Below are 24,328 nucleotides of genomic sequence, written 5' to 3' on the forward strand. Positions count from 1 at the left end.
AGTTGAGAACTGGCCCCGAAACCGGGGTTTTACGATTCAAAAATTCAACAGTAAACAAACGAGTAATAATTCAATAAATCTATGATTAAGTGAGGATAAATCAATGCAATGCAGACACTACCAAAGCTCACGAAGCAGCTTATCCTTAAACAAACACTGTAGTCAAGAATACAGCCAGTGCTAACAAATAAATGTTAAGATAAGTTAGGAGCTGACACTAGGTTTGTTGCTGCTGTATTGTTCATTCGGATCTGCGCTGTGTCTGTGGAATTTATCGCGCCATCTAATTCGCCTGAAAAACCACCTGAAAATTTAACTTTAGAGTCTACTCTGAAAGAGCTGGCTGTATTCAATTTTCAGATTGAAGCTTCATCCCTAGCCAAAGACGTAGCTCGGTTGTTTCAAGCTCACCCGCTGCTTCCGGGAGTTATCTTGACCGTCAACGGCGAATTTTTAGGGATGATATCGCGCAGGCGATTTATGGAACGGATGAGCCGCCCTTTCGGAGTAGATATATTTGCTTGCAGGCCGATTTCGGCTTTGTATCAAATAGCTAAAACTGATATCTTGATTTTACCGGGAATTGCCTTAATTGTGATGGCAGCTCAGCGAGCCGTGCAGCGGTCGCCGGAACAGCTTTACGAGCCGATTGTTGTGCAGTTAGCACCTCAAGTTTACCGACTGTTAGACGTGCATCAAGTGTTGGTAGCTTTGTCTCAAATTCACCAACAAGCTACTTGGTATATTAGCGAACTTTACTACAATTTATCTGTGACACAATCTGAGTTAGAAGCAGCTAATTCTCAATTGCAATCAGCTAATTCCGAATTGTATCGCCTTGCTAATTCTGATGGCTTAACTCAGGTTGCCAACCGCCGCTGTTTTAATGAATACTTAGAGAAACAATGGCAGGAATTGGAACAAGAAACAGCAGAACTCTCTTTAATTTTATGCGATATTGACTTTTTTAAGAAATTTAACGATACTTACGGACATCAGGCGGGAGATGATTGTTTGCAACAGGTAGCCAAAACTATTGTTGAGGCGGTAAATTGCTCGGCAGGTGAAGTTTCCGGGGAGATGCTGGTAGCTCGTTACGGAGGTGAAGAATTTGCGGTAATTTTGCCTAGAACTTCACCGGAGATTGCTGTCTCGATTGCAGAGCAAATTCGAGTCTGGGTGAAAAAACTGGAAATCGAAAATATTAAATCGCCAGTGTGTTGTTGTGTTACACTGAGTTTGGGAGTAGCGACTACGGTGCCGCGACCGGAAATTTCAGAAAAAGATTTGATTGCAGCAGCAGACCGTTCGCTTTATGTAGCTAAAGACGCAGGGCGCGATCGAGCAATCCTAGGTACTATCAAGTTGGACTAAGTAAATGAGCGGAAAAATTTGGTTTGTAGTAAGGACTTTAGTCCTCATCAAAACCTGAGGACTAAAGTCCTGACTACGAACAATTATGATGGGATATGAGATAATTCTCGATCGAGTAGGAAAGACTGAGTTCGATCGCCATTCTACATCCAAGCGCGCTCCGCAGTCCAGTGCCTGTCCGAAGATTCATAAATCCTCAAACCCAGCAATCCCGCAGTTTCCACTATCATCTCAACTTCAGCCAAGGTAAAAGCCGCTTGCAGCGAATCGCTGAACAATTGTTTCTGATGCAAGTTGCAATCTCCCGCATACATCTCGACTAAATTATCCCTCATTTCCGGTTTTTCCGGTCGCAATAAATCCCGCAAAAATATTGCTCCGTTCGGTTTTAACACCCGCTTAACTTCCTGCAAAAACGGCAGCGGATCGGGCAAATGGTGGATAATGCTATTGGAAATCACCATGTCAAAAGAACTCTCAGGATAAGGCATGGCTTTAGCATCGATCGATTCCAGCTTAATTTGCGATCGAACTTTTGCCCGGGACACATTCTCGGCTGCTACTTTCAGCATATTTGCCGACAAATCGATGCAAGTCAGTTCCCAGGTTAGACGCATTTGAGCAATGGCGATCGGGATTCTCGCCGTACCAGTCCCAGCATCTAAAATTTTCCCACATATCGGCCCGAGGGCGATCGCACTTTTAGCAAAAGCCGCATTCACCTCAGAAAAATCCATCGAGTCATACTCGACAGCTTCTTCCCAAGTATCCATAACCTCCGGTTCTAGAACGCGCTCCATAAAACTTGTTTGATTGTCGGACATTTCCAGATACGGGCTGAGTTTCGCCTGCAAAAGCTCTACTAACTCCGGCTCCATATATTTGTAATTATCGGGGATTTGCAGGCAAATAACCTTCTTGCCTGTGAGAGTTTCGGGAAATTTGCTGTGAAGTCGAGATTCATGCTTCTTTTCCATCACAAATATCACATCCGCCCAGCCGAGCAAACCTTCAGTTACTCTAATTCTCGCACCTTTTTCCGTGCCAGCCGATCGCGCACTGTACCCGCTAATTTTCTCGCAAATCTTCTCGGCAGTTAAACTCCGCCACTTGTTTTGGCTGCATACAAACAGTATCTTGATTTTATCCATCAGACACAAGTGCAAAATTCTCTGTTAATTTGGGAAGAAAGTAAAAATCTTGATCGCATTTTTGTCCGATCGCACCTTACATATCACAATACCTGTACCTTGTCAAATCCGCCAAAGTTTTATTTACAATTCTTAAACTTGAAAATGCGAGTTTTGCATCAGAAATTGTGATTATTGCATTTATAGATTTTGCTTCTTCCATGTTCTGAAAGGGTTTCAGCCTACGCGCAAAAAAATAGTCGTAGCACCGCTTGAGTATCGGAATTGTATAATAGCTCAAACGGCGCACTTTCGTCAAGTAAATGAGAATGGAATCAATAGTGAGGGATGGTAATTTTTGGGGATTTTCGGAGATTGATTGAACATTTAAAACTAAATTAGTTTTCTTATCGTATTTGCTTATCAAATTAGCTTTAATTGTCCCGATCGCCCTCAACCCCTCAAAAATAGAAATATGCTCGATCGCTGCTAGAATTGATAAAACGAAGTCGTTATGAGTTCAAATAACTATGACCAACAAAACCGTAGAAAACCTAGTAATTATCGGCTCAGGCCCAGCAGGCTACACCGCAGCCATCTACGCCGGGAGAGCAAACCTCAAACCCGTAGTCTTTGAAGGCTACCAAACCGGAGGCATCCCCGGCGGTCAACTGATGACCACCACAGAAGTCGAAAACTTCCCCGGCTTTCCCGAAGGCATCACCGGGCCGCAACTGATGGATCGGATGAAAGCTCAATCAGTGCGCTGGGGTGCAGAATTATACACAGAAGATGTAACTTACGTGGATTTGAGCCAGCGTCCGTTTACAGTGCGATCGGAAGACAGAGAAATCAAAACCCACACTATAGTAATCGCTACAGGCGCAACTGCAAAAAGATTGGGCTTGCCTAGCGAAGATATCTACTGGAATTTGGGAATATCTGCCTGTGCGATTTGCGACGGCGCTACCCCAATTTTTAAAGGAGTAGATTTAGCTGTGATCGGCGCGGGCGATACCGCAGCGGAAGAATCTATTTATTTGACAAAATACGGCTCTCACGTACATATGCTGGTACGCAGCGATCGAATGCGGGCTAGCAAGGCCATGCAAGACCGAGTGCTGAACAATCCTAAAATCACTGTGCACTGGAACACCGAAGCTGTGGATGTTTTGGGAGTGCCGGGGAGTAAAATGGATGGGTTGAAAATTAGAAATATTCAGACTGGCGCTGAGAGCGATTTGCAGGTGAAGGGTTTGTTTTATGCGATCGGTCACACTCCCAACACTCAACTGTTCCAAGGCCAGCTCGAACTCGACGAACTCAATTACATCGCCACCAAACACGGTTCGGTAGAAACCAGCGTCGAGGGAGTTTACGCCGTCGGTGACGTGCAAGACCACGAGTTTCGCCAAGCCATCACCGCCGCAGGTAGCGGCTGCATGGGGGCGATGCTCGCAGAACGTTGGTTGTCAGTCAATGCTTTAACCCAAGAATTCCATCAAACAGAGGAATCCCAGTTACCCGCAGCGCCGGAAGCTCCCAAAGTCCGCAAAACTAGCGAGAATTTTGATATCCAAGACACGCGCCACGAAGGAGGTTTTGCTTTGCGGAAGTTGTTCCACGATAGCGATCGACTGATTGTGGTCAAATACTCGGCTTCGAGTTGCGGCCCTTGCCACAGCCTCAAACCGATTTTGAGCAAAGTAGTAGATGAGTTCGAGGGTAAAATCCACTACGTGGAAATCGATATCGAAGAAGATCCGGAAATTGCTGAAAATGCTGGCGTCATCGGTACGCCGACGATTCAGTATTTCAAAGACAAAGCTTTGGTGACTGAGCTCAAGGGAGTTAAGCCGAAAAGTCAGTACCGGCAATTGATTGAAAGCAATTTGTAATTCAAAAAATCCGGCGCGGGTGATGGGTGGTACTGGATAATTGCCCGATCGCCCGCGACGAATTTTTGATAAAATTAGGACTGACGATCGTCAACCCAGTTTCTGGGAAAAATCTAATACCAATTTCCAAAATTTCTGCAAAGGCGTATTTGTCTGGTGTGTCGCCATCGATTATTCTGAAAACAGATAGAAAATCTTATAGCGACGCACCGACAATATTTGAGCAAACAACTCCGCGCAAAATTTGTGTTGTAGCAAGCATTTTTCAAATTGGTATAAATTTGGCAACTAGAAGTCTACACAGAAACCGGGTTGATGACCATGTGCGTCTGTCCTGAACAAGTAAAATCAGGGAAATTTGCCCATAACATGAGACAAACTAACTTGAATCTCCAGCCCGACTACTGGAATCAAATTTGGCAACAAGAAGGCGCCGGAACTTGGCGTCGATATCCAGGATGTTTCGGCAGAATTTGTTGGGCTGTCGGACACGGGCTCGAAGTGTTGGAACTCGGATGCGGTACAGGTGTCCTGGCTTCTCAGTTGCTAGAGTTTGGCAATTCGGTAACTGGGTTAGATATTTCTGAAAGTGCGATCGCCCAACTTCCCAAACAGATTCCAGGGGTAGTCTCAACTTTACCCGAAATTCCCTTCCCCGATCGCAGTTTTGATGTTGTAGTCGCAACAGAAGTTTTAGAACATCTTGACGACGATCGAGCTTGTGTGAGGGAAATAGTTAGGGTGTTGCGATCGTCCGGCAGAGCTTTTTTTGCCGTACCCAACAATTGTCTCGGCCCTGATGAAGAACCAGAGCACGTTCGCAAGTACACTCCAGAGACGTTAACAGATTTACTCTTACCTTACGGCGACGTTTTTACCGAAACATTTATTGATGAGTTCAGTGTGGGCCGAGATTTTATTGCTCTACCAAGCATTTTAGCAGCACTCTACCTTCCCAGCGACAGCGAACTTGTTTGAGTTGCAACATATCAGGATCAAAAATGACCATTCGCGCAGCATTTGGGCCAAAACCATTTTTATCTCTTTGCACAATCGTCAAAAATGAAAGCGAGAATTTGTCGCGCTGTTTGGCCAGCGTTCAACCCTACGCTGACGAAATAATTGTAGTGGATACCGGCTCTGAGGATGGCACCCCGGAAATTGCCAGTCAGTACGGAGCAAAAGTGGGATATTTTGAGTGGTGCGACGATTTTGCGGCGGCGCGGAATTATGCTTTATCTCTGGTGACAGGCGAGTGGATTTTAGTGCTGGATGCAGATGAGGAGTTAGTTGTCAAATCATTAGATTTTATCGAAATTCTCAAATCGCAGCCAGCAGCGCTGGCTTATTCAATAATTAGAACAGAAGTCAAGCCTCAAGCGGGAATGACTCCGCTACACATGACCCGTTTGTTTCGCAATCTCCCGGAAATGAGATATGTCGGTCGTTTTCACGAGCAAATCCAGTATCAAAACCGAAATTTTAGCGACAGTGAAGTCAGCATTTTAGATAGTGTGAGAGTATGGCATCACGCTAACAGCCACCAACAAGTCGCCGCCAAAGTTGTCAACCGCAATATCCCCATCTTAGAACAGGCCCGACAAGCAGAAGGCCTGAGTCTCATGCTATTATACTCTCTAGCTGGGATGTATGGCGCAGCGGGCGAGGAGGAGAAAGCGCGAGACTGCTGGGAGGAAGCACTAGAAAGATTGTTTCCGCATTTGATAGACGGTCAACCTCCAGAAGAATTTGGTTTCATTCCCTCCTTAGTTTTTACTTTAGCAGGGCGATCGCTGCAAAATCAAGATTATGAAACAACCATGTTACTGTGTCAGCGAGGTCTGGAATGGTGCCCCAACTATCCTCCCCTCAATTATATAGCTGGCATGACTTTAATTAATTTAGGATTTCCGTTAGGTGCCGTTGCTTACTTTGAGAATTGCCTGAAACTGGGTAAAGATAGCAGCTACTATACAAGAGAACCTTTCGAGCAAAGTTTCACCACCACCGAGCCGGCTTGCTGTTTGGGTCTAGCTTATATTAATATGAAACGCTGGTCGGATGCAAGGTCAGCATTTGAATTAGCCCTGGCTTTCGATGAAAACTGCATCGCCGCCCAGGAAAATCTCAAAAAAATTAGACAAATTTTCACTGAGTAAACGGCTAAAGATGACACTAAATAAACTTCAGTTACCGCGATTTCTCAATATTGCCTCACCGTCAAGCCTGTCCATGAAAATGATGTGGGCGGGTTTGGCAATCACCGCCGTGTTTGTATTGGTAGCCACCTTGTCTCCGGCGATGCAGGCTTGGGGATGGCTGCAAAATCCTACCGATGCTTTGATTAACCCCATCCACGAACCGCCGTCGGCAAATTATTGGTTTGGTACCAGCCGCAGCGGCTACGATGTTTTTTCGCGCACGCTGTTTGCTTCGCGGGCGGCTTGGCAAGTGGTGATTTTAGCCACAGGTTTGAGTTTGTTTATCGGGGTGCCGCTGGGTTTGGTTAGCGGTTATTTGGGCGGAAAGCTCGATCGCGTGCTGTTATTTTTAATGGATACAATTTATACTTTGCCGGGATTGCTGCTTTCCTTAACTCTAGCATTTGTCGTGGGAAGAGGAGTATTCAATGCTGCGATCGCCCTGAGCATTTCCTACATCCCTCAATACTACCGCGTCGTCAGGAATCACACCGCCAGCGTCAAAACCGAATTATTTGTCGAAGCCGCCCGCGCAATGGGCGCTGACACTTGGACAGTCCTTTCGCGCTACCTATTTCTGAACGTGATTCAGAGTGTACCCGTGCTGTTTGCGCTCAACGCCGCTGACGCCATTTTAACATTAGGAGGTTTAGGATTTCTCGGTTTAGGACTTCCCGAAGAAACTCCAGAATGGGGACACGATTTGCGCTTAGCTTTAGACGCGCTACCTACCGGCATTTGGTGGACAGCTTTGTTTCCCGGTTTGGCCATGACTTTAATGGTAGTCGGACTGTCTTTGGTGGGAGAAGGATTGAACGAATTTGTCAATCCCCGGCTGCGCAACCAGTAGTAATCCAATGTTTGTAATGAGGAATTTAGTCGTTTATTTCCTGAGGACTAAATTCCTGATTGCAAACCGTTTTTATTTCTGACAATTCACCGCACATCCTATTACAACTGACAACCGGGAGCATCTCAGTTTTTTATAGTGCTGTCCCGGCTAGATTATACTCCTTTCCCGCTAAAAAAATTAGTATTATTGAACCGCGAAGACGCAGTATGCGAAGCGGCGCGTGAGCGCTAGGACACGAAGGAAGAAGAAGAAGAAGAAGAAGAAGAAGAAGCAAGAATTAGATAATCTTCTACCGGGAAGAAAGTAGAATTTTTGCTATACGGGGATGCTCGCACAACAAGAAAAAATGCTTTTTACAAAAGTGAGATGTTCCCTGACAACCAGAGGTACAAAATGCAATACCAAAGATTTATAGAAGACATATCTGAGTTGTACAATAACTGGGGAAAACCGCAAGCTGAACCAAAATCCCGTCAATTTCAGCAGATAATTAACTCTGTTCAAACTACCACGACAGCCAATGCAATGCAGTTGCTAAATTTTGCTGTCGAATGTATGTCTCCCGATGAAGTTTACTGCGAAATCGGCTGTTTTCAAGGCGGGAGTTTAATCGCCGCATTGCTAAACAATCCAGAAATAACGGCTTGTGGCGTTGATGATTTTTCGGAATTTGATACTTTTGGCGACACCAGCGATAATTTAGGAGAAAATTTAGCGACTTTTAACTTGTCGGAACAAGTATTTTTTTGCAATCAAAATTTTGAGGAATTTTTCTGGGATTTGCGAGAAATGCAATCTGCTGACAAAATTGGTGTATTGTTTTATGATGCCGCTCACGATTACCGATCGCATTTACTAGCTTTACTGTTATCCAAACCGTTTTTAGCCGAACCAGCACTGATTGTTTTAAGTAATAGCAATTTGGGGGCCCCGCGTCAAGCTCACTGGGATTTTGTCGCCGCCCACCCTCAGTGTCAACTGCTGCTGGATTTTTCGGAATCTGAATTCAGCGATGCTTGGAATGGCTTGCAGGTTTTCAGTTGGGATGTCAATACATTAGGGAATTACGATTGGTCAACTTTTCAGCAATTCCGGAATCAAGCTGTGATTCAATCAATTTGTGATTTGCAGCAATCAGACCACAAACTAATCACAGAAAAGTTATATTGTCAAGCTTTAAACCTGCACCAAGCCGGACAATTTATCGCAGCAGAGGAGAAGTACAAGCAAGTTTTGCAGCGCGATCGCCTGTGTGTAGATGCTTGGCAAAATCTCGGTACACTTTATTATGCCGCAGAGCGGTATCGAGAAGCGCAAGATGTGCTGAGCGAGTGTTTGCAGATTGATTCGTCCGTAGCTGGTGCTCATTACAGCTTGGGCTTGGTGTTGCAAAAAACTGGGGATACTATTAGTGCAGTCAGAGCTTATCGAGAGGCGATCGCCCTCAATCCTAACTGCTTTGATGCTTATAATAATTTAGGCAATATTTTTTGGCAAATCGGCGATATTAGTCAAGCTGAGTCAATTTACCGTGAAGCGATCGCACTTAATCCCGCTCATTTTGGCAGCTACCTGAATCTGGGCAACTTGCTGCTGTCGCAAACCCAAGTCGATCGCGCGATCGCCGTTTACCAAACTGCCCTGCAATTGCAGCCAGACGCTTCAGAAGTTATCGCCAATCTCGAATTTGCCCGCCGTCTCAAAAATGACCCAATTCAAGCATACCTTTATTTTGGCAACGATTGCTATGGGCGCGGCGAATATCAACCAGCCATTATCCACTATCGCAAATTTTTAGAACTTCAAACAGGGGACATTCAATTATACTTAAATTTGGCTAACTGCTACCAGGGCTTAGAGGAATATGCAGCAGCAATTCAAGTTTGCTTGGAGGCGATCGAACTTTATCCCGCAGCAGCCAGTCTTTACCGCAATTTAGTCTCAGGCTTGCTAGCATCGGGGAGAACTTCAGAAGCGATCCTGATGGCGGCCGAGGCGTCGAGTTTGTTTCCCGAAGACTGGTTTTTTAATTCGGGACAGTATTTAATTCTGCCGGTGATTTATGAAAATTTAGAGGAAATAGCTGTTTATCGCGATCGATTCGAGACAGGAATCAAACAGTTAATTCAACAAATCAGCCTTAAGACAGATGAAGGCAAACAAAAAGCTTTAACAATTATCGGTCAGCACACCAACTTCTTTCTAGCTTATCAAGGCTACAACGACTTAGAAATCCAGAAACAGTACGGGCAATTTGTCAGCAGAGTCATGGCCGCTAACTATCCGCAGTGGACAAAACCTTTACCCCTACCTCCCCTGAGTAAAACAGGCAAAATTCGCATCGGCTACATCTCTGCTTGCTTGTGGGGACATACAGTGGGCAAATTAACCCTCGGCTGGCTGCAACACAGCAGCAGCGAATTTGAAGTATATTGCTATCACATTAGCGAGACGCAAGACAACTTTACTCAACAGTTCCGGTTGTACAGCGATTTTTTCCGCTACATTCCCGGCAACTTAGAATTAATCTGCAAACAAATTATTGCTGACCAATTACACGTACTGGTTTTTCTGGATATTGGGCTGCAACTGCAAATGACTCAACTTGCTGCTTTGCGCCTCGCTCCGATTCAATGTACCTCTTGGGCGCATCCGGTGACTTCAGGATTGCCGACTGTCGATTACTTCCTTTCCAGCGATTTGATGGAACCGTCCAATGCAGTTGAACATTATGCGGAAAAATTAATTCGCTTGCCGAATATTGGCATTTGTTACCCGCAGCCAGCGATTCCCGCAGCAACTGCGACTCGGGCAAATTTTCGCCTGCCAGAGGGGGCTGTGGTTTATCTATGCTGTCAAACTCTCTGCAAATATTTGCCGCAACACGACTATATTTTTGCCGAAATTGCGCGACGGGTTCCTCAAGCTCAGTTTGCCTTTATATCGCGTCCGAATGCTGATATTGGCAAGCTGTTTCAGCAGCGCCTTCAGCGGGCTTTTGCTAAGTACGGTTTGGATAGCGGGGATTTTTGCACAATTTTACCGAAGATGGATGAGAAAGCTTATGGGAATTTGCAACTTCTGTGTGATGTTTTTCTTGACAGTTTCGGTTGGTCTGGCGGTCACACGACTTTGGAAGCGATCGCCTGCAATTTACCTATTGTCACTTGTCCGGGAGAATTTATGCGGGGCCGTCATTCCTTTGGGATTTTGCAAATGCTGGGAGTGACAGAAACGGTTGCTCAAAGTTGCACAGAATATGTAGAAATAGCTGTGAGGCTGGGATTGGAACCGGAATGGAGGGGCGGTATTGCCGATCGAATGCGGCAGCAGCACGGGCGTCTGTACGGCGACAAAACTTGCGTCTTGGCGCTGTTGGCTTTTTATGCTCGTGCGGTTGAGGCAGTTTAATTGTGTTGCTTGGGTGAGGACAGCTTGGGAGTGGCAAACTGCTGATTCGCCACAGAACTTGGCTGGCGATCGCGAGTTGTGCGTAATTTTACTTAAATAGGCTGGCAAAGGCTGAATCGCATCTTTATATTGCAGTGGATATTTTTTAACCAAGTATAAAGTTGCCGATCTTTTAAATAACCAGGTCAGTTGAACGGCGAGCTGGTTAAGCAGCTTCAAGTTTCTAAAATCTATCTCCGTCAAGAGGCGATCGTGACTATTACCTGTTAGGAGGCTCTGCGAACTGCGAGATCGAGTTAAACTTAGTAATATTCGACTGAACTTGTTTCTGAGATTAAAGTCAGGAACCTCAGCCCTGACGGCATGAGGCTTGAAAGAGAAATCTAACAAGCCCTTCTGACTCTTGCCACCCTGATCGCAGTCGTTCGCCTCGATTTAAAGGGTAGCCGTTATTTGAGTCACGACACCTTGAGATGCGTAGCTAGTCTCCTGCTCTGTCGCTTGCAATTAAACAGTTCTAAGGTCACTGGAACAGTGTTGCAAGCCCTGCGCAAGCTCTTATAACTGGTCGAAGCTAACATCACCCCGCAAGGGAGGCTCTAACCGAGCGAAATACTATGCGTACAGGATTGGGAGATTTGAAACGGTAACTGTCCCGTTGAAAGTGCAGCACAAAGGCACACCGGATTAACCAATCCCAAGGCGATAGTATTCAAAAAAAAAATATAAAGTTGTCCTAGAAGGACGGGGTTTCTACCCATTTTTCTGATGAATGTAGATATTAGCTAGAGAGACGGGGAATCCCGCTTGCATTTCGCAGCGTACAATTACCGCACGAGCGAACTCGCTCGCAAACTTTCTCAGTCTGGCTGCGATCATCTCTCAGGCAGCAAAGCTCAGGCAAATAGCTGAAATGAGAATGTGACGTTACGAACTTAATGTGATGTAATGTCAAAATAAGCCCCAATTTTTCAAAATTGAGCTAACTTAACAAAGAAAGCCCCTGTTGCACTACTAAACCCGCAACGCTTCATTTGGGGTCATCGTCGGTCTCTCCTCCAGAGTTGCCGACTTACAACTAAAGCTCGTAAGCTTTATTCAATCGCACATTGCGTATGATTCAATTCAGGGAAACAGGGTAATGATGGGTGCATTTACACGGATTGTATTGGTTCCAATTCCGGCAAGTCAAAAATTGTCTGCTAAGTGTCTGGCCAACTACGCCGCAGCCGTTCACCCAGATATTCGCAGAAAACAGCGCCGTTCGATCGTGCCCAAGTTTTGCGGGCCGTTTTCAGAATGGAGCAGAGCCAGACACGAGTCCGTATTGTCAAGCTAAGCTGACAAAGTTTTCCTGGTTCTTGACAAAAAACGGAAAACAACTTCCATTTTTTGTGAGAAAGGCTACAATCGGAAAGGTCTTCGTCTGATCCAATTTTCACCGTTTGGTGCTTCGACCCTCTGCTGCTGCATTCTTAGCAGCAGACCCGCATCCGAGGTGGCGAGAACTCGCCGTGCAACTGTGATGTCAGACAACATCGTGAAAGCAGCAGGCGACTCAAAGGTTCGACACCTCGAACGCAGAGAAGTTAGAGGGTTCTGGGCGGGAAAAATAGTACGGGTAAAAGATCGAAGTACCGAGGAAAAAAGTCAGTATTTTTTGAGGTGCGATCGCTCGCATTTCTAGTTTCGATTCTCTGGGTAAGGTATCGCAGATCGTGCGATAACTTGCTGTGAATGAAAAAGCCGCACGCTCAATCCTTACGTCGCGGTGTTAAAGTCTGCGATCGATTGACGGCGCTGGCTAGTTCCAACCAGAACTCGAACTTTGACTGATAAAACTGGTGCAGTTTCGGTCGCTGCTTCATTTAGCACGCCGAAAATCTCACTATTTCAGCCTGCGGTAATGTCAATACCGGTTAACTTGTCTAAACTACAAACAGACACTATTCCACTGTTATTTATTCTTTAATTCAGGAGCATGAGGAAGGCGGCATGATCCAGGCTAACACCGTACTCGAAACTAAAATCACACCCCAAATGGAAACAATCGATTTGCTTCGGAATGCCGAAAGCGTTCTACCGGAGAGCGAGTTGGAACTCTTTATCGACGAAGAAGACGATCGAGAAGATTTTCTCGACAATCCATCCGAAGAAGACGACACCAAAGCCGGCAAAGGCGCCAAAGCCCGCCGTCGGGCTCAGGCTAAGAAAAAGCACTATACAGAAGACTCTATTCGTCTTTACCTGCAAGAAATCGGTCGGATTCGACTGTTACGAGCCGATGAAGAGATTGAACTCGCCCGCAAAATTGCAGATTTGCTGGAATTAGAGCGAGTTCGAGAACAACTGCTGGAAGAGTTAGATCGCGAACCCAAAGACAACGAGTGGGCGAATGCTGTAGATATGGCACTACCTGCATTCCGTCACCGACTCCACGTTGGGCGGCGGGCTAAGGAGAAAATGGTGCAATCAAACCTGCGTTTGGTGGTGTCGATCGCCAAAAAGTACATGAATCGCGGTTTGTCTTTCCAAGATTTGATTCAGGAAGGCTCTTTGGGCCTGATCCGCGCCGCTGAAAAATTCGATCACGAAAAAGGCTACAAATTTTCTACCTACGCAACTTGGTGGATACGTCAAGCCATCACGCGGGCGATCGCCGACCAATCCCGGACTATCCGCCTGCCGGTTCACCTTTACGAAACCATCTCGCGGATCAAGAAAACTACCAAACTGCTGTCTCAGGAAATGGGTCGCAAGCCTACGGAAGAAGAAATTGCTACCCGTATGGAGATGACGATCGAGAAGTTGCGCTTCATCGCTAAATCCGCACAGTTACCGATCTCTCTAGAAACTCCGATCGGCAAAGAGGAAGACTCGCGTCTGGGAGACTTTATTGAATCTGACGGGGAAACGCCAGAAGATCAAGTCTCAAAAAACTTGCTCAGGGAAGACTTAGAAAGCGTTTTGGACACTCTGAGCCCCCGAGAACGGGATGTACTGCGGTTGCGTTACGGCTTAGACGACGGACGGATGAAGACCTTGGAGGAAATTGGTCAAATCTTTAACGTCACTCGCGAGCGGATTCGCCAAATCGAAGCTAAAGCTCTCAGGAAGTTGCGCCATCCCAACCGCAACAGCATCTTGAAAGAATATATCCGCTAGAGTAATTCTCTAGCATCACCCAAAAGAGTGATTCTAGCTCTTTTGGGGGGGGACACCCCCCGACCCAAAAAGAGCGATCGCTGTTAAGTTTTTGGCGGCTAACTCCACCACAGCAATTTGATTTTTGCTGTAGGTCGATCGCGCCATAAAAATTGTGCTGCAAAGCTTGGGAGTCCCCAAAGGAACTCCCAAGCTTTGCAGTGTCTGAAAAAGTCTTAACTAAAAAATTAGATCAGGCCCCAGAAGTGAAGCACCCCTTGACCGGAAACCAATTCGATGATGACAGCGGCAGAGAAACCAATCATCGCCAAACGACCGTTCCAATTTTCAGCTCCTTCGCTAAAGCCCCAGTTCCAAGCGTTGCGTTTTTGTTCTTGCATAGTGCGAACTCCTTTCGTTAACTTTTGTAAGGCTTATGTAAATTAATATAACAGTTACTTGAAACAAAAGCAAGTGTGTGATTTGTGATATCGGTCACAACGGTTGATCGAGCTTGTAATTTTGGCTAACGAGGAAAAATCGACAATTCGGTATCCGGGTCAAACAAATGAATTTTGTCATGGGCGATCGCCAGCCAAAGCTCCTCGCCAACTCTCACCGCTCGCTCAGGAGGAACCCGTACCTGCATCCGCACGGCCGGATCATCCGTCAAACACACCCGCAAATAAGTTTCGTGTCCCAAAGCCTCCACAATTTCCACTTGTACAGACAGATTTTTGGTAGCCGGAGGGTGAATGCTCAGATGTTCCGGCCGGATGCCCAAAATCAGCCCTCGCCCGTCGTATTTTTGTAAATTTTTCGCCCAAATATCCGGTAAAGTAAAGCGAAATTGCGGGTGAGAAATCAACAGCGGGGCTGTAAACTGCACCGGCAAAAAATTCATCGGCGGAGAACCGATAAACTCAGCAACAAACAAATTAGCCGGCTTGTTGTAAAGCTCTAAAGGTTGAGCGACTTGCTGAAGCTGACCGGCATTCATAATCGCAATGCGATCGCCCATAGTCATCGCCTCAGTTTGGTCATGAGTCACATAAATAGTGGTAGTGCCCAACTGTCGCTGCAACTGCACAATTTGCGATCGAGTTTCCGCCCTCAACTTCGCATCAAGATTCGATAGCGGTTCGTCCATCAAAAACACCTGAGGATTGCGAGCCATCGCCCTACCCAAAGCTACACGTTGCTTTTGCCCTCCCGAAAGTTGTTTCGGCAAGCGATGTAAAAGAGGTTCTATTTGCAATAATTGAGCTACCTGGATCACTCTTGCTCCTACCGCCTTTTCCCGTTCCGAAAAATAGCGCAAACCCGGAGGTAACTTACGAGTTGCTCCTACTAAAAAATCCTCCCACAAAGTATGTATTCGAGCATTGTTTAAAGTCTGAAAAGCTAAATAATTAATCACCTCTTCTAGCTTCTTTTGGATGACTTCTGCCTTCTGGCTTCTCGCTTCCGTCTTCTTCCATCTATCCGTTAAATCCCGTACATTGCTCGTTGCCGAACTTCCTTCTTCCTTCCTTCGGCTACGCTCAGGAGAAGTCTTCCTTCTATCCGTTAAATCCCGTACAGTGCTCGTTGCCAAACTTCCTTCCTTCTCCGTTTCCGAGCGACGCAATCCAAAGGCGAGATTATCGTAAACTGTTAAGTGAGGATAGAGAGCATAATTTTGAAATACCATAGCGATATCTCGGTCTTTAGGAGGCAAATCGTTAACTAGGCGATCGCCCACCCAGATATTGCCGGCAGTCAAAACTTCCAAACCGGCGATCGATCGCAGCAAAGTGCTTTTTCCACAGCCCGAAGGCCCCACCAACACCATGAATTCCCCGTCTTCGACCGTCAGGTTAATCCGCCGCAAAACGCTGTTAGACGAAGGGTGAGAAGCCTCCGGCGAGACACTTTCTGCGACGATGTTTGCTGCTTTTTCCTGTTCTCCTTGGCGGAGCGGAAAACTTTTGTAGATATTTTCTAATACAACTTGCGCCATCGAACAATTTTAGATTTTAGATTGGGGCATGGGGAATTGGGCATGGGGAGTTGGGAATTGGGAATTGGGAATTGGGAATTGGGAATTGGGAATTGGGAATTGGGAATTGGGATATTCAAGGAAGGAGGCAGTTCGGCAACGAGCAGTGTACAGGATTTAAATGATTTAACGGATGGATGTTGAAGTCAGAAGTCAGAGGTCACAAATCAGATTAATGCCCAATGCCCAATGCCCTGTTTGGCCAATGCCCAATGCCCCATGCCCAATGCCCAATGCCCAATGCCCAATGCCCAATGACTATTGACTACTAACAACCTTGATAATTTTTTCACCAGGATTGAGGTCAAAAACCCGATCGCCCGGAGCATCTTTCCCCCAAAAAGCTATAGCATCAGTAGTCGATCGCAGCAAGCGGCCAGAATTCGTAAAAAGTTTAACATCCGTACCCGGAACAGCCCGCAGCAAGCCAACCAAAGCATCTTTAGGCTCTGCAAAGCGAAAAGCTTGAGTGCCAATTTCGCCACGGTTAGTCAGTCTGACAGAACCCGCAGGCATTCGTTTAGCCCAACCCAACTCTGAAAATAGCACTAGACTGTCTTCCCGGTCGATCGTAATACAACCCACCAACTGTTCCTGCTTCCGCAACCTGGTGACTTGAGAACCCTGGGCACTGCGGCCCATTGGTGGCAATTGTTCGTCATCGACATCAAACCGGAGAACTCGGCCTCCCGAAGTTGCGACAGCCACTTGGTCGCCAACTTTACTGAGACTAGCGCAGCGCAGCCGATCGTCCTCCTTGAGTTTAACAACAGTAATGCCGCGATTAGTCAAATCTGCAAATTCCTGCATCGGCAAGCGCTTAATTTTCCCTTGTTGAGTTAGAGTTACTAAATCCGCCGCCTCCGAATTTTCCGGCAAAATAAAGTGTGCAACTGTGATTTCCGACAAAGCACGACCGGCACTTTCTTTAGTAGCACTCGGCGACAACAAACCGACGATAGGCGTTCCCCGGTCTTTTTGGCTACTACTAGGAATATCAGCCACTTTCAGCGGGTAAGCTTTGCCATTAGGGGTTAAAACTACCAAAGTGCGATCGGTTTTCGTCAGGTTTGCCGTCACAATAAAATCTTCATTCTTTTCTAAAGCTGAAACCGATTTTTCGCGACTTTTCGAGCGCGGACGTTCCCCAGCCGGCAAGCGTCGCACATACTGCTTGTGCGAAAATTCAACAATAGTTTCCTCTGCCTCTAGAACCGGCAATAAGTTAGGCAAAATTGTTGCCGGCAACAACGGTTTTACACCAGCGTTTTTCTTACCAGAAGCTTGTGGTTCGGCAGTTGCCGCGCGTCCAGTTCCATTGGCAAATTTAGTGCGGCGTTCGTCAGCATACTTGCGTTTGAGCGATCGCAATTCCTTCTTCAAAGCCTTCAAAAGTTCGCGCCTGTCGCTCAACAACCGCTGCAATTCTTGAATATTGCCCATCAACTCATCCAACTCAGACTGTAAATTTTGTCTTTCCAAACCAGTCAGCCTCCGCATCGGCATCGCCAAAATCGCATCAGATTGACTTTCGCTCAAATTAAGACGAACTTGGAAAGTTTGTTTAGCAGTAGTACCGTCAGGAGAATTTCTCAGAATGTCGATCGTAGTATCAAGATTTGTCAAAGCCAACATTAAGCCTTGGACAATATGACAGCGACGTTCTGCCGCCTGCAACTCGTAATTGTAGCGGCGGGTGAGAGTCACTTCTCGGAAATCCAGAAATTCCTGCAACAATTGTCTAAGGGTCAACTGTCGGGGTTGACCGTTGACAATTGCCAGCAAAATCGCCCCAAAATTTGTTTGCAGGTCAGTTTGTTGATAAAGACGAGCTAGCACCGCTTCCGGGGTAAATTCTCGCTTTAGTTCTATCACAACTCGAATGCCCTCGCGATCGCTTTCATCGCGCAAATCAGAAATACCATCAAGGCGACCGGCATTCACCAACTCCGCCACCTTTTCAATCCAAGCCGCCTTATTGACCTGAAACGGAAACTCCGTCACAATAATCGCCGTTTTAGTACGCACCTTGCGATTACCAGGCACTTCTTCCACCCCAGCCACACCCCTGACCGCAATACTACCTCGACCCTTAGTGTAGGCATCAACAATGCCCTCTGTAGCGACGATTTCCCCTCCGGTCGGGAAATCTGGGCCCGGAATCAGTTCTATCAACTTCTCGTCTGAGAGTTCCGGGTTTTCAATCAAAGCAATTAAACCGTCTACCACCTCGCCCAAATTGTGCGGCGGGATATTAGTTGCCATCCCGACAGCAATGCCAGTACAGCCGTTGAGTAACAGAAACGGCAACTGAGCAGGCAGTGCCGTCGGTTCCTGCTGCGAACTATCAAAGTTATCAGTAAAATCAACAGTTGCGTCGCCGACTTGGGTTAGCATGGCTTCGTGGGCGATCGATGCCAGCCTAGTTTCCGTGTAGCGCATCGCAGCAGCCGGGTCATTGTCCACCGAACCGAAATTGCCGTGACCCGCCAGCAAAGGATAGCGGCTCGAAAACTCCTGAACCATCCGCACCAGAGCGTCGTAAACCGATTGGTCGCCGTGGGGGTGATATTTTCCCAAAACATCTCCAACTACCCGGGCGCACTTGCGGTAAGGGCGGTCTGGCGTCAAACCGAGTTCGTGCATCGCGTACAAAATTCGACGGTGAACTGGTTTTAAACCGTCGCGGACATCAGGCAAAGCTCGCCCGACGATCACACTCATGGCATATTCGAGGTACGATTGCTGCATCTCGGCGTGCAGAGGCGTAGAAATTACTTGCCCGGAAAGTAGGTTGAGTTGTTTAGCCATGAGTCCTTGTGTCCGTTAATTCCTGAGTGAAGACAGTCTCTGTCAATAATGCTCAGGTTGCCTGTCTCGAATGAAAAGCGTTTGCCGCAGACAAACCGAAAGTTCGACAAAACCGCCCAGCGGGAGGATAAAAATAAATTTAACAGGTGAAACCAGAATCAGAGTGCCGAAGACGGGCAACACTTGCCTCTTACTCTCCACTCTTACACTAACCTCTATATTGCCGACAGAAGCGCCTACTTGTCTATTCACCGCCCGCCGTCAGAAGGTTGATTCACAGTCATGCTTTTCCTTATAATCGCTCACAAATGGCAATATTGAAGAATTCAGCAGTCTAAAGCTCACCTCGATCGCCCTCCTAGTCTGACCTCCGGTTGATGAACGCAAGCCTCATCTTTTAAGCTGTCTCGATCGCTCAAAACTGAGAATTGGGAATCCCCAACAATCGGACGCTAGATTCGCTACTCCGAATGCTGGGCGGGAATATGTGAATAAACGTTGCTTTATTCTAAGAGCAGGAAAGAAAATAATTGTCACACCTCACCGACTCTAAGTCGGAGGCCATCGCGAAATAGAGCATACTAGAAACCTGCTACTGGGAATCTGGAGACTCTCACCAGTGTCAAGCCTAGTTCTAAAAAACAACTAAACTGTCTGTGTGTAGTAGTCTAAATTATGGTACTGGATGCTTCTGGGCATCTGTACATCCTCTGATAGTTAGTGGCTGCACGATATTTTATATATGCGGGTTTTGCAGGGTTCCCGGCCAATGGCGCGAAAAACTCTGCATTTTTGACGGGGACTACATTCCCCGTGTCGTGTTCCTCTTTGGACTCAAGTCGCAAAGTTTCCATACTTCCCATATTTATTTATGAAAACCGTTCTGATTGTAGAGGACGATTTGGTCAATGCTCGGGTTTTTTCCAAAATACTGACGAAGCGGGGGGGCTTAGCCGTCAAGCACACGGAAAATGTAGAAGAAGTAATGCAGATTGCAGCAGCCGGCGAAGCAGACTTGATATTAATGGACGTGTCACTGTCGCGGAGCGTGTACCAGGGAAAAGCCGTGGATGGCATCAAGATTACCCAACTGCTGAAAGCCGACCCGCAAACAGCCTCGCTGCCGATAATTTTGGTAACAGCCCACGCCATGGCCGGTGATAGAGAAACCTTTCTCAATCAAAGCGGTGCCGACGGTTATATATCCAAACCCGTAGTAGACCATCAAGAGTTTGTCGATCGGATCAAAGCCTTGCTCCCCGACTGAGCGAACATTTATACAGGAGGTCGATCGACAGTGTGTAGTTTTCTCACATATATTAACAATCACTCACATCTACGGTAGATAGAGTGAATGGCATACATACCACTCAGACTCATGAGTCGAGTTTCTGGGCTTGCACCCAAACACACACCAGGAAGTCCTCCGATGAAGGCAAGATCAAAAGCATCAAAAACGAAGCAGGGCAAAGACTCTACGATGTCGAGTCATACGGGCGCCCTGCAATTGGAACTAGCACCCCAAGCTACTGTCCCGTCAGTTCAACTAAGCAGCGAGACGACCTCACCAGGCAAGTTGAATTCATGCCAGAACGACACCCGGAAGCCGAAATCATCCAAGACATCGGCTCTGGACTCAACTTTAAGAGAAAAGTGCGATTCGTTTAACCTAAAGTAGCTAAAAAGCTTACGGGACGGTTAGTTTGGCTTAACAGCCAAAACAACTGATTACACATCTAGGTGAAGGGTTCCTCCCTAAGTCCTAGCCCTCAAGTGCTGAGGTGAAAGCATATCCCCTACTTTTTTGGGTAGCAACTAACAGGGTAAAGCGGGGATAAAAGGCAGAACTACTGGTAGCCAAATCTGGTAACTGTCGAGCAAGAATCCATGCGTAGCGTAAGCAAAGATGCGTTTGAACCATCGTTATAAAGAAATGGTCAAATGGCTGATCAAGACCAAGCCAAAAGGCAAGGATTGGGCATAGGCGGTTTTTTCGTCGACCTATAAGCACCGCCCATAAAACCCGGTGGACAGCATCGCGCTAAAGATTCAAACAATGTGTAGTCGGAACGGATTAACCTCTATATACCTCTGGAGTGGTCGAAATCCAGTAAGTAGCTAACGAATGGTGTATGGAGGCAGGATTGTGTCAGAAGCGAATGCCCTCGGTAATGCGAGGGATATGCTGACGGACACACGATAACTTCAAAGGAATAATAACCAGTAGCAATGAATAAGTCTAAAACGCAGAATAATCTGACGGTGGAATGGAACGAACTAGACTGGCGAAAGCTAGAAAAGCGAGTTTTTAAGTTGCAAAAGCGAATATTCCAAGCAAGTGAACGTGGTGATGCCAAAACAGTTCGCAAACTCCAAAAGACCCTGATTAGGTCTTGGTCTGCAAAGTGTATTGCGGTTAGACGGGTAACACAAGATAACCAGGGAAAAAATACGGCTGGTGTGGATGGGTACAAAAGCCTGACCCCAAAACAACGTACTAACCTGATAGGTCAATTAAAGCTTACCGGGAAATCAAAACCCACTAGGAGGGTGATGATACCTAAGCCAGGTACGGACGAAAAAAGACCATTGGGAATACCCACAATACATGACCGCGCACTACAAGCGTTAGTCAAATTAACGCTTGAACCTGAATGGGAGGCAAAATTCGAGCCAAACAGTTACGGGTTCAGACCAGGGCGTTCGTGTCACGACGCGATTGGAGCAATATTTGACAGTATTAGGCAAAAAAACAAAATTTGTGCTAGATGCTGATATTGCCAAATGTTTTGATCGCATAAACCATAAAGCGCTACTGAAAAAGGTTAACACATATCCAACATTGAGACATCAACTAAAATCGTGGCTCAATGCCGGGGTACTAGACCAAGGTGAGTTATTTCCTACTAATGAGGGTACACCACAAGGCGGGGTAATTTCTCCCTTATTGGCTAATATTGCCTTACATGGCATGGAAGAACGGGTTAAGCAATACGCGGAAACGCTGAAAGGGAATAAGAGGGACAACCGCTCTTCCCTAAACTTAATCCGATACGCCGATGACTTCGTAATAATCCATGAAGATATCAACGTAGTACAAGCCTGTCAGAAGATAGTAGCAAATTGGTTAAGTGACATCGGATTAGAATTAAAACCAAGCAAGACAAAATTAACCCACACCCTCAATGAATTCAACGGAAATGTTGGGTTTGAGTTCTTAGGATTCCATATTCAGCAATATAAGGTAGGCAACTATCGATGTGCTAATAACTCAAGAGGAACCCCGCTAGGTTTTAAAACACTAATTACCCCATCTAAAGCCAAGGTTAAGAACCACCTAGCCAAGATAGCCAAGATAATAGACTCCCACAAGACCGCCCCGCAAGCTGCTTTAATTAGTAGGCTCAACCCAATCATTAGGGGATGGTCAAACTATTACTCAACGGTTGTTAGCAAGGAAACCTTTTCAAAGGTAGATTTCCTAACATGGCAGAAACTTAGAGCCTGGGCTAGAAGCAGGGGAAAAGGTAGCATCAACAAAGGCAAATACTGGCGAACAGTAGGCGACAGAAATTGGTGTTTCAGTACAGAAGACGGGTTAAAATTAGCCCAACACGCAAGTACGCCAATCGTAAGGCATACCAAAGTAAAAGGTGAAGTTAGTCCGTACAACGGCGACTGGATTTACTGGAGTAAGCGACGTGGAGAATACCCAGGAACGCCCAACAGAGTTGCAAAATTACTCAAAAGGCAACAGGGTAAATGTACCCACTGTAACCTGTATTTTTCAAGTACAGATATAGTAGAAGTTGACCATATCAAAGCAACATCGTTAGGTGGTAAAAATACCTAGGACAACTTACAACTTCTACACAAGCATTGTCACGACATAAAAACGGTTCAAGATACCTCCCTCCACAAGAGTTATTTCGATAATCCGTTTTGAATTGTATCCGTAACAAGGATGGAGTTATTGAGGAGCCGTGTGAAGCGAAAGTCTCATGCACGGTTTTGAAGGAGAGGTAGAGGTAGCAATCCCTCTATCGACTCTAACGGACTGCAAGCCCTATTGGTCAGACTTATGCGCCCAGATCAGCTCCAAATTATTGTTGCCTGTAGAGACAGATTGTGTCGATTCGGATTTGAGTTATTCGAGTTCATGGTCAGACAAAACGGTGGAGAAATCTTGGTTCTCTCAAGCCCTGTACACTGTCCTGAAACCGAACTCACAGCCGATATTCTTGCCATCCTTCACGGCGACCGTTGCAGGATGCACTCCCGGCGAAGCTACAGCCAGAAAATCAAGGAAGATCCGAATATTCCCCAGCCCTGAACAAAAAGCTCTTCTGAAGAAATGGTTCGGCGTTTCGCGGTTCGTATTCAATGCAACAATTAAATACTTGCAGGAACCGGGAACCAAGGCAAACTGGATGGCAATCAAGACGGAAATTCTTAATTCACTACCTGATTGGGCATCATCAGTTCCATTTCAAATCAAATCAATTGCCATCAAAGACGCTTGTCAGGCTGTTAAAAAAGCCAAAGCAGATTTCAAAAAAGATTGGCAAGTTCGTCGTAGTAAATTCCGCCGTCGCAAAGATACAAAACAATCTGTTTTTATCCCCAAAACAGCCATCAAAGACTGTGGTATCTACCACACAATATTGGGTCGGTCAAAGCTGAAAGAGGCATTAACCGAAGCTTTCAGTGATGGACGGTTAACACTCGCCTATGGTGAATATTACCTCATCGTCTCTGAAGAAGTGCAACCGCGTCAGACCGATAACCAAGGTCGCGCGGTTGCCTTAGATCCCGGTGTCCGCACGTTCATGACTTTTATTTCCGAGAAGTCCTACGGATATCTCGGCAATGACTCCAATCTTCAAATCCAGAAACTGTGCTTTAAATTAGACAAGCTGATCTCAAAAATGAGCAAAGCTCCTAGCGCACAGAAAAAGAGATTTAAGAAAGCCGCTGACAGGTTGAAAGCTAAAATTCAGGACATGGTTAAAGAGCTGCATCACAAGACTGCTAAGTTCTTGGTTGATAACTTTGACTTGATTTTCTTGCCATCGTTTGAGTCATCTCAGATGGTTAGCAAGTCACGTCGCAAGCTCCGCTCTAAAACCGTGCGTCAGATGCTTACTCTGTCTCATTATCAGTTCAAGAAACACCTTGAGTGGAAAGCTTGGGAATCGGGCAAAGTAGCCCTGACTAATATCAACGAAGCTTATACATCAAAGACGGTTTCTTGGACTGGAGAGATTAAGAAGATTGGCGGTTCCCGCGTCATCAAAGATAAAGATGGACGCTGCATGAACAGGGATATAAATGGTGCTCGCGGGATTTTCCTGCGGGCATTGGTTGATACGCCTTGGTTGAGAGAACGCCTCAACTTATGTGTTTGTTAGCGAATGTTAGCAAAAAAGGATCGGAAACAGTCAGAATAAAAGCCGAAAAAGTTC

The 24,328-nt window shown here is 46.2% G+C and carries 19 protein-coding genes; 14 read left to right on the plus strand and 5 right to left on the minus strand.

Annotated features, from left to right (window positions below; translation table 11 throughout):
• Nucleotides 1–258: 258 nt before the first annotated feature.
• A complete protein-coding gene (locus tag QUB68_RS19945; RefSeq protein WP_332995706.1) occupies nucleotides 259–1,374 on the plus strand; it encodes a diguanylate cyclase in 1,116 nt (371 codons plus the stop codon).
• Between the two features lie 143 nt (nucleotides 1,375–1,517).
• Here QUB68_RS19945 and QUB68_RS19950 read toward each other — a convergent pair whose 3' ends face one another.
• Entirely contained in the window at nucleotides 1,518–2,525 is a 1,008-nt protein-coding gene (locus tag QUB68_RS19950) for a methyltransferase domain-containing protein (RefSeq protein WP_332995707.1), read from the minus strand.
• Between the two features lie 509 nt (nucleotides 2,526–3,034).
• Between QUB68_RS19950 and trxB the strand changes: the two genes are divergently transcribed.
• Nucleotides 3,035–4,402: a thioredoxin-disulfide reductase gene (gene trxB / locus QUB68_RS19955; RefSeq protein WP_332995709.1), complete on the plus strand. Its 1,368-nt coding sequence runs from the start codon at nucleotides 3,035–3,037 to the stop codon at nucleotides 4,400–4,402.
• 1 nt (nucleotide 4,403) lies between these two features.
• On the opposite strand, the gene QUB68_RS19960 is transcribed toward trxB, so the two are convergent.
• Nucleotides 4,404–4,532, minus strand: coding sequence for a hypothetical protein (locus QUB68_RS19960; protein WP_332995711.1), 129 nt, complete (start codon nucleotides 4,530–4,532; stop codon nucleotides 4,404–4,406).
• Nucleotides 4,533–4,771: 239 nt separating this feature from the next.
• Between QUB68_RS19960 and QUB68_RS19965 the strand changes: the two genes are divergently transcribed.
• The 6 genes from QUB68_RS19965 (at nucleotide 4,772) to rpoD (ending at nucleotide 14,032) form a co-directional block, all read left to right on the plus strand.
• Nucleotides 4,772–5,380, plus strand: a complete 609-nt coding sequence (locus QUB68_RS19965; protein WP_332995713.1) for a class I SAM-dependent methyltransferase — start codon at nucleotides 4,772–4,774, stop codon at nucleotides 5,378–5,380.
• A 23-nt stretch (nucleotides 5,381–5,403) separates the two neighbouring features.
• Nucleotides 5,404–6,561: a glycosyltransferase gene (locus QUB68_RS19970; RefSeq protein WP_332995715.1), complete on the plus strand. Its 1,158-nt coding sequence runs from the start codon at nucleotides 5,404–5,406 to the stop codon at nucleotides 6,559–6,561.
• 10 nt (nucleotides 6,562–6,571) lie between these two features.
• Nucleotides 6,572–7,453, plus strand: coding sequence for an ABC transporter permease (locus QUB68_RS19975; protein ID WP_332995717.1), 882 nt, complete (start codon nucleotides 6,572–6,574; stop codon nucleotides 7,451–7,453).
• Between the two features lie 396 nt (nucleotides 7,454–7,849).
• On the plus strand, nucleotides 7,850–10,867 hold the full coding sequence (locus tag QUB68_RS19980; protein WP_332995719.1) for a tetratricopeptide repeat protein: 3,018 nt from the start codon (nucleotides 7,850–7,852) through the stop codon (nucleotides 10,865–10,867).
• Nucleotides 10,868–12,008: 1,141 nt separating this feature from the next.
• A complete protein-coding gene (locus tag QUB68_RS19985) occupies nucleotides 12,009–12,206 on the plus strand; it encodes a hypothetical protein (RefSeq protein ID WP_332995721.1) in 198 nt (65 codons plus the stop codon).
• A gap of 656 nt (nucleotides 12,207–12,862) precedes the next feature.
• Complete coding sequence (gene rpoD / locus QUB68_RS19990) at nucleotides 12,863–14,032, plus strand: RNA polymerase sigma factor RpoD (RefSeq protein ID WP_332995723.1); 1,170 nt, start codon at nucleotides 12,863–12,865, stop codon at nucleotides 14,030–14,032.
• A 227-nt stretch (nucleotides 14,033–14,259) separates the two neighbouring features.
• Here the strand turns inward: rpoD and QUB68_RS19995 are convergent, their stop codons facing one another.
• Nucleotides 14,260–14,412, minus strand: coding sequence for a chlorophyll A-B binding protein (locus tag QUB68_RS19995; protein ID WP_332954881.1), 153 nt, complete (start codon nucleotides 14,410–14,412; stop codon nucleotides 14,260–14,262).
• A gap of 125 nt (nucleotides 14,413–14,537) precedes the next feature.
• Complete coding sequence (locus QUB68_RS20000; RefSeq protein WP_332995726.1) at nucleotides 14,538–16,013, minus strand: ABC transporter ATP-binding protein; 1,476 nt, start codon at nucleotides 16,011–16,013, stop codon at nucleotides 14,538–14,540.
• Between QUB68_RS20000 and QUB68_RS20005 the strand changes: the two genes are divergently transcribed.
• Nucleotides 16,005–16,196 (plus strand): hypothetical protein, encoded by a 192-nt coding sequence (locus QUB68_RS20005; RefSeq protein WP_332995728.1) that lies wholly within the window; start codon nucleotides 16,005–16,007, stop codon nucleotides 16,194–16,196. The genes QUB68_RS20000 and QUB68_RS20005 overlap by 9 nt on opposite strands.
• Before the next feature lie 114 nt (nucleotides 16,197–16,310).
• Here QUB68_RS20005 and QUB68_RS20010 read toward each other — a convergent pair whose 3' ends face one another.
• On the minus strand, nucleotides 16,311–18,863 hold the full coding sequence (locus QUB68_RS20010) for a DNA gyrase/topoisomerase IV subunit A (protein ID WP_332995730.1): 2,553 nt from the start codon (nucleotides 18,861–18,863) through the stop codon (nucleotides 16,311–16,313).
• Between the two features lie 871 nt (nucleotides 18,864–19,734).
• Here QUB68_RS20010 and QUB68_RS20015 point away from each other — a divergent pair.
• The 5 genes from QUB68_RS20015 to QUB68_RS20035 all read left to right on the plus strand — a co-directional run bounded on the left by QUB68_RS20015 (nucleotide 19,735) and on the right by QUB68_RS20035 (nucleotide 24,274).
• Nucleotides 19,735–20,130: a response regulator gene (locus QUB68_RS20015; protein WP_332995731.1), complete on the plus strand. Its 396-nt coding sequence runs from the start codon at nucleotides 19,735–19,737 to the stop codon at nucleotides 20,128–20,130.
• An 83-nt stretch (nucleotides 20,131–20,213) separates the two neighbouring features.
• On the plus strand, nucleotides 20,214–20,531 hold the full coding sequence (locus QUB68_RS20020; protein WP_332995732.1) for a hypothetical protein: 318 nt from the start codon (nucleotides 20,214–20,216) through the stop codon (nucleotides 20,529–20,531).
• 561 nt (nucleotides 20,532–21,092) lie between these two features.
• Entirely contained in the window at nucleotides 21,093–21,638 is a 546-nt protein-coding gene (locus QUB68_RS20025; protein WP_332995734.1) for a reverse transcriptase N-terminal domain-containing protein, read from the plus strand.
• Nucleotides 21,595–22,716 (plus strand): group II intron reverse transcriptase, encoded by a 1,122-nt coding sequence (locus QUB68_RS20030; RefSeq protein WP_332995736.1) that lies wholly within the window; start codon nucleotides 21,595–21,597, stop codon nucleotides 22,714–22,716. Before QUB68_RS20025 ends, QUB68_RS20030 begins: the two co-directional genes overlap by 44 nt.
• 148 nt (nucleotides 22,717–22,864) lie before the next feature.
• Nucleotides 22,865–24,274, plus strand: a complete 1,410-nt coding sequence (locus QUB68_RS20035; protein WP_332995738.1) for an RNA-guided endonuclease InsQ/TnpB family protein — start codon at nucleotides 22,865–22,867, stop codon at nucleotides 24,272–24,274.
• The last annotated feature ends 54 nt before the right edge of the window (nucleotides 24,275–24,328 follow it).

This window comes from Microcoleus sp. A006_D1, assembly GCF_036702805.1.
Lineage (GTDB): Bacteria > Cyanobacteriota > Cyanobacteriia > Cyanobacteriales > Microcoleaceae > Microcoleus.

Bases quoted from the DNA above. Each gene is read 5' to 3' on its own strand.
- QUB68_RS19950 (WP_332995707.1), bottom strand. From the start codon at position 2,525: ATGGATAAAATCAAGATACTGTTTGTATGCAGCCAAAACAAGTGGCGG.
- QUB68_RS20015 (WP_332995731.1), top strand. From the start codon at position 19,735: ATGAAAACCGTTCTGATTGTAGAGGACGATTTGGTCAATGCTCGGGTT.
- QUB68_RS19985 (WP_332995721.1), top strand. From the start codon at position 12,009: ATGATGGGTGCATTTACACGGATTGTATTGGTTCCAATTCCGGCAAGT.
- QUB68_RS19995 (WP_332954881.1), bottom strand. From the start codon at position 14,412: ATGCAAGAACAAAAACGCAACGCTTGGAACTGGGGCTTTAGCGAAGGA.
- rpoD (WP_332995723.1), top strand. From the start codon at position 12,863: ATGATCCAGGCTAACACCGTACTCGAAACTAAAATCACACCCCAAATG.
- QUB68_RS19970 (WP_332995715.1), top strand. From the start codon at position 5,404: ATGACCATTCGCGCAGCATTTGGGCCAAAACCATTTTTATCTCTTTGC.
- QUB68_RS19965 (WP_332995713.1), top strand. From the start codon at position 4,772: ATGAGACAAACTAACTTGAATCTCCAGCCCGACTACTGGAATCAAATT.
- QUB68_RS20000 (WP_332995726.1), bottom strand. From the start codon at position 16,013: ATGGCGCAAGTTGTATTAGAAAATATCTACAAAAGTTTTCCGCTCCGC.
- QUB68_RS19980 (WP_332995719.1), top strand. From the start codon at position 7,850: ATGCAATACCAAAGATTTATAGAAGACATATCTGAGTTGTACAATAAC.
- QUB68_RS20010 (WP_332995730.1), bottom strand. From the start codon at position 18,863: ATGGCTAAACAACTCAACCTACTTTCCGGGCAAGTAATTTCTACGCCT.
- QUB68_RS19975 (WP_332995717.1), top strand. From the start codon at position 6,572: ATGACACTAAATAAACTTCAGTTACCGCGATTTCTCAATATTGCCTCA.
- QUB68_RS20035 (WP_332995738.1), top strand. From the start codon at position 22,865: ATGCACGGTTTTGAAGGAGAGGTAGAGGTAGCAATCCCTCTATCGACT.
- QUB68_RS20025 (WP_332995734.1), top strand. From the start codon at position 21,093: ATGAATAAGTCTAAAACGCAGAATAATCTGACGGTGGAATGGAACGAA.
- trxB (WP_332995709.1), top strand. From the start codon at position 3,035: ATGACCAACAAAACCGTAGAAAACCTAGTAATTATCGGCTCAGGCCCA.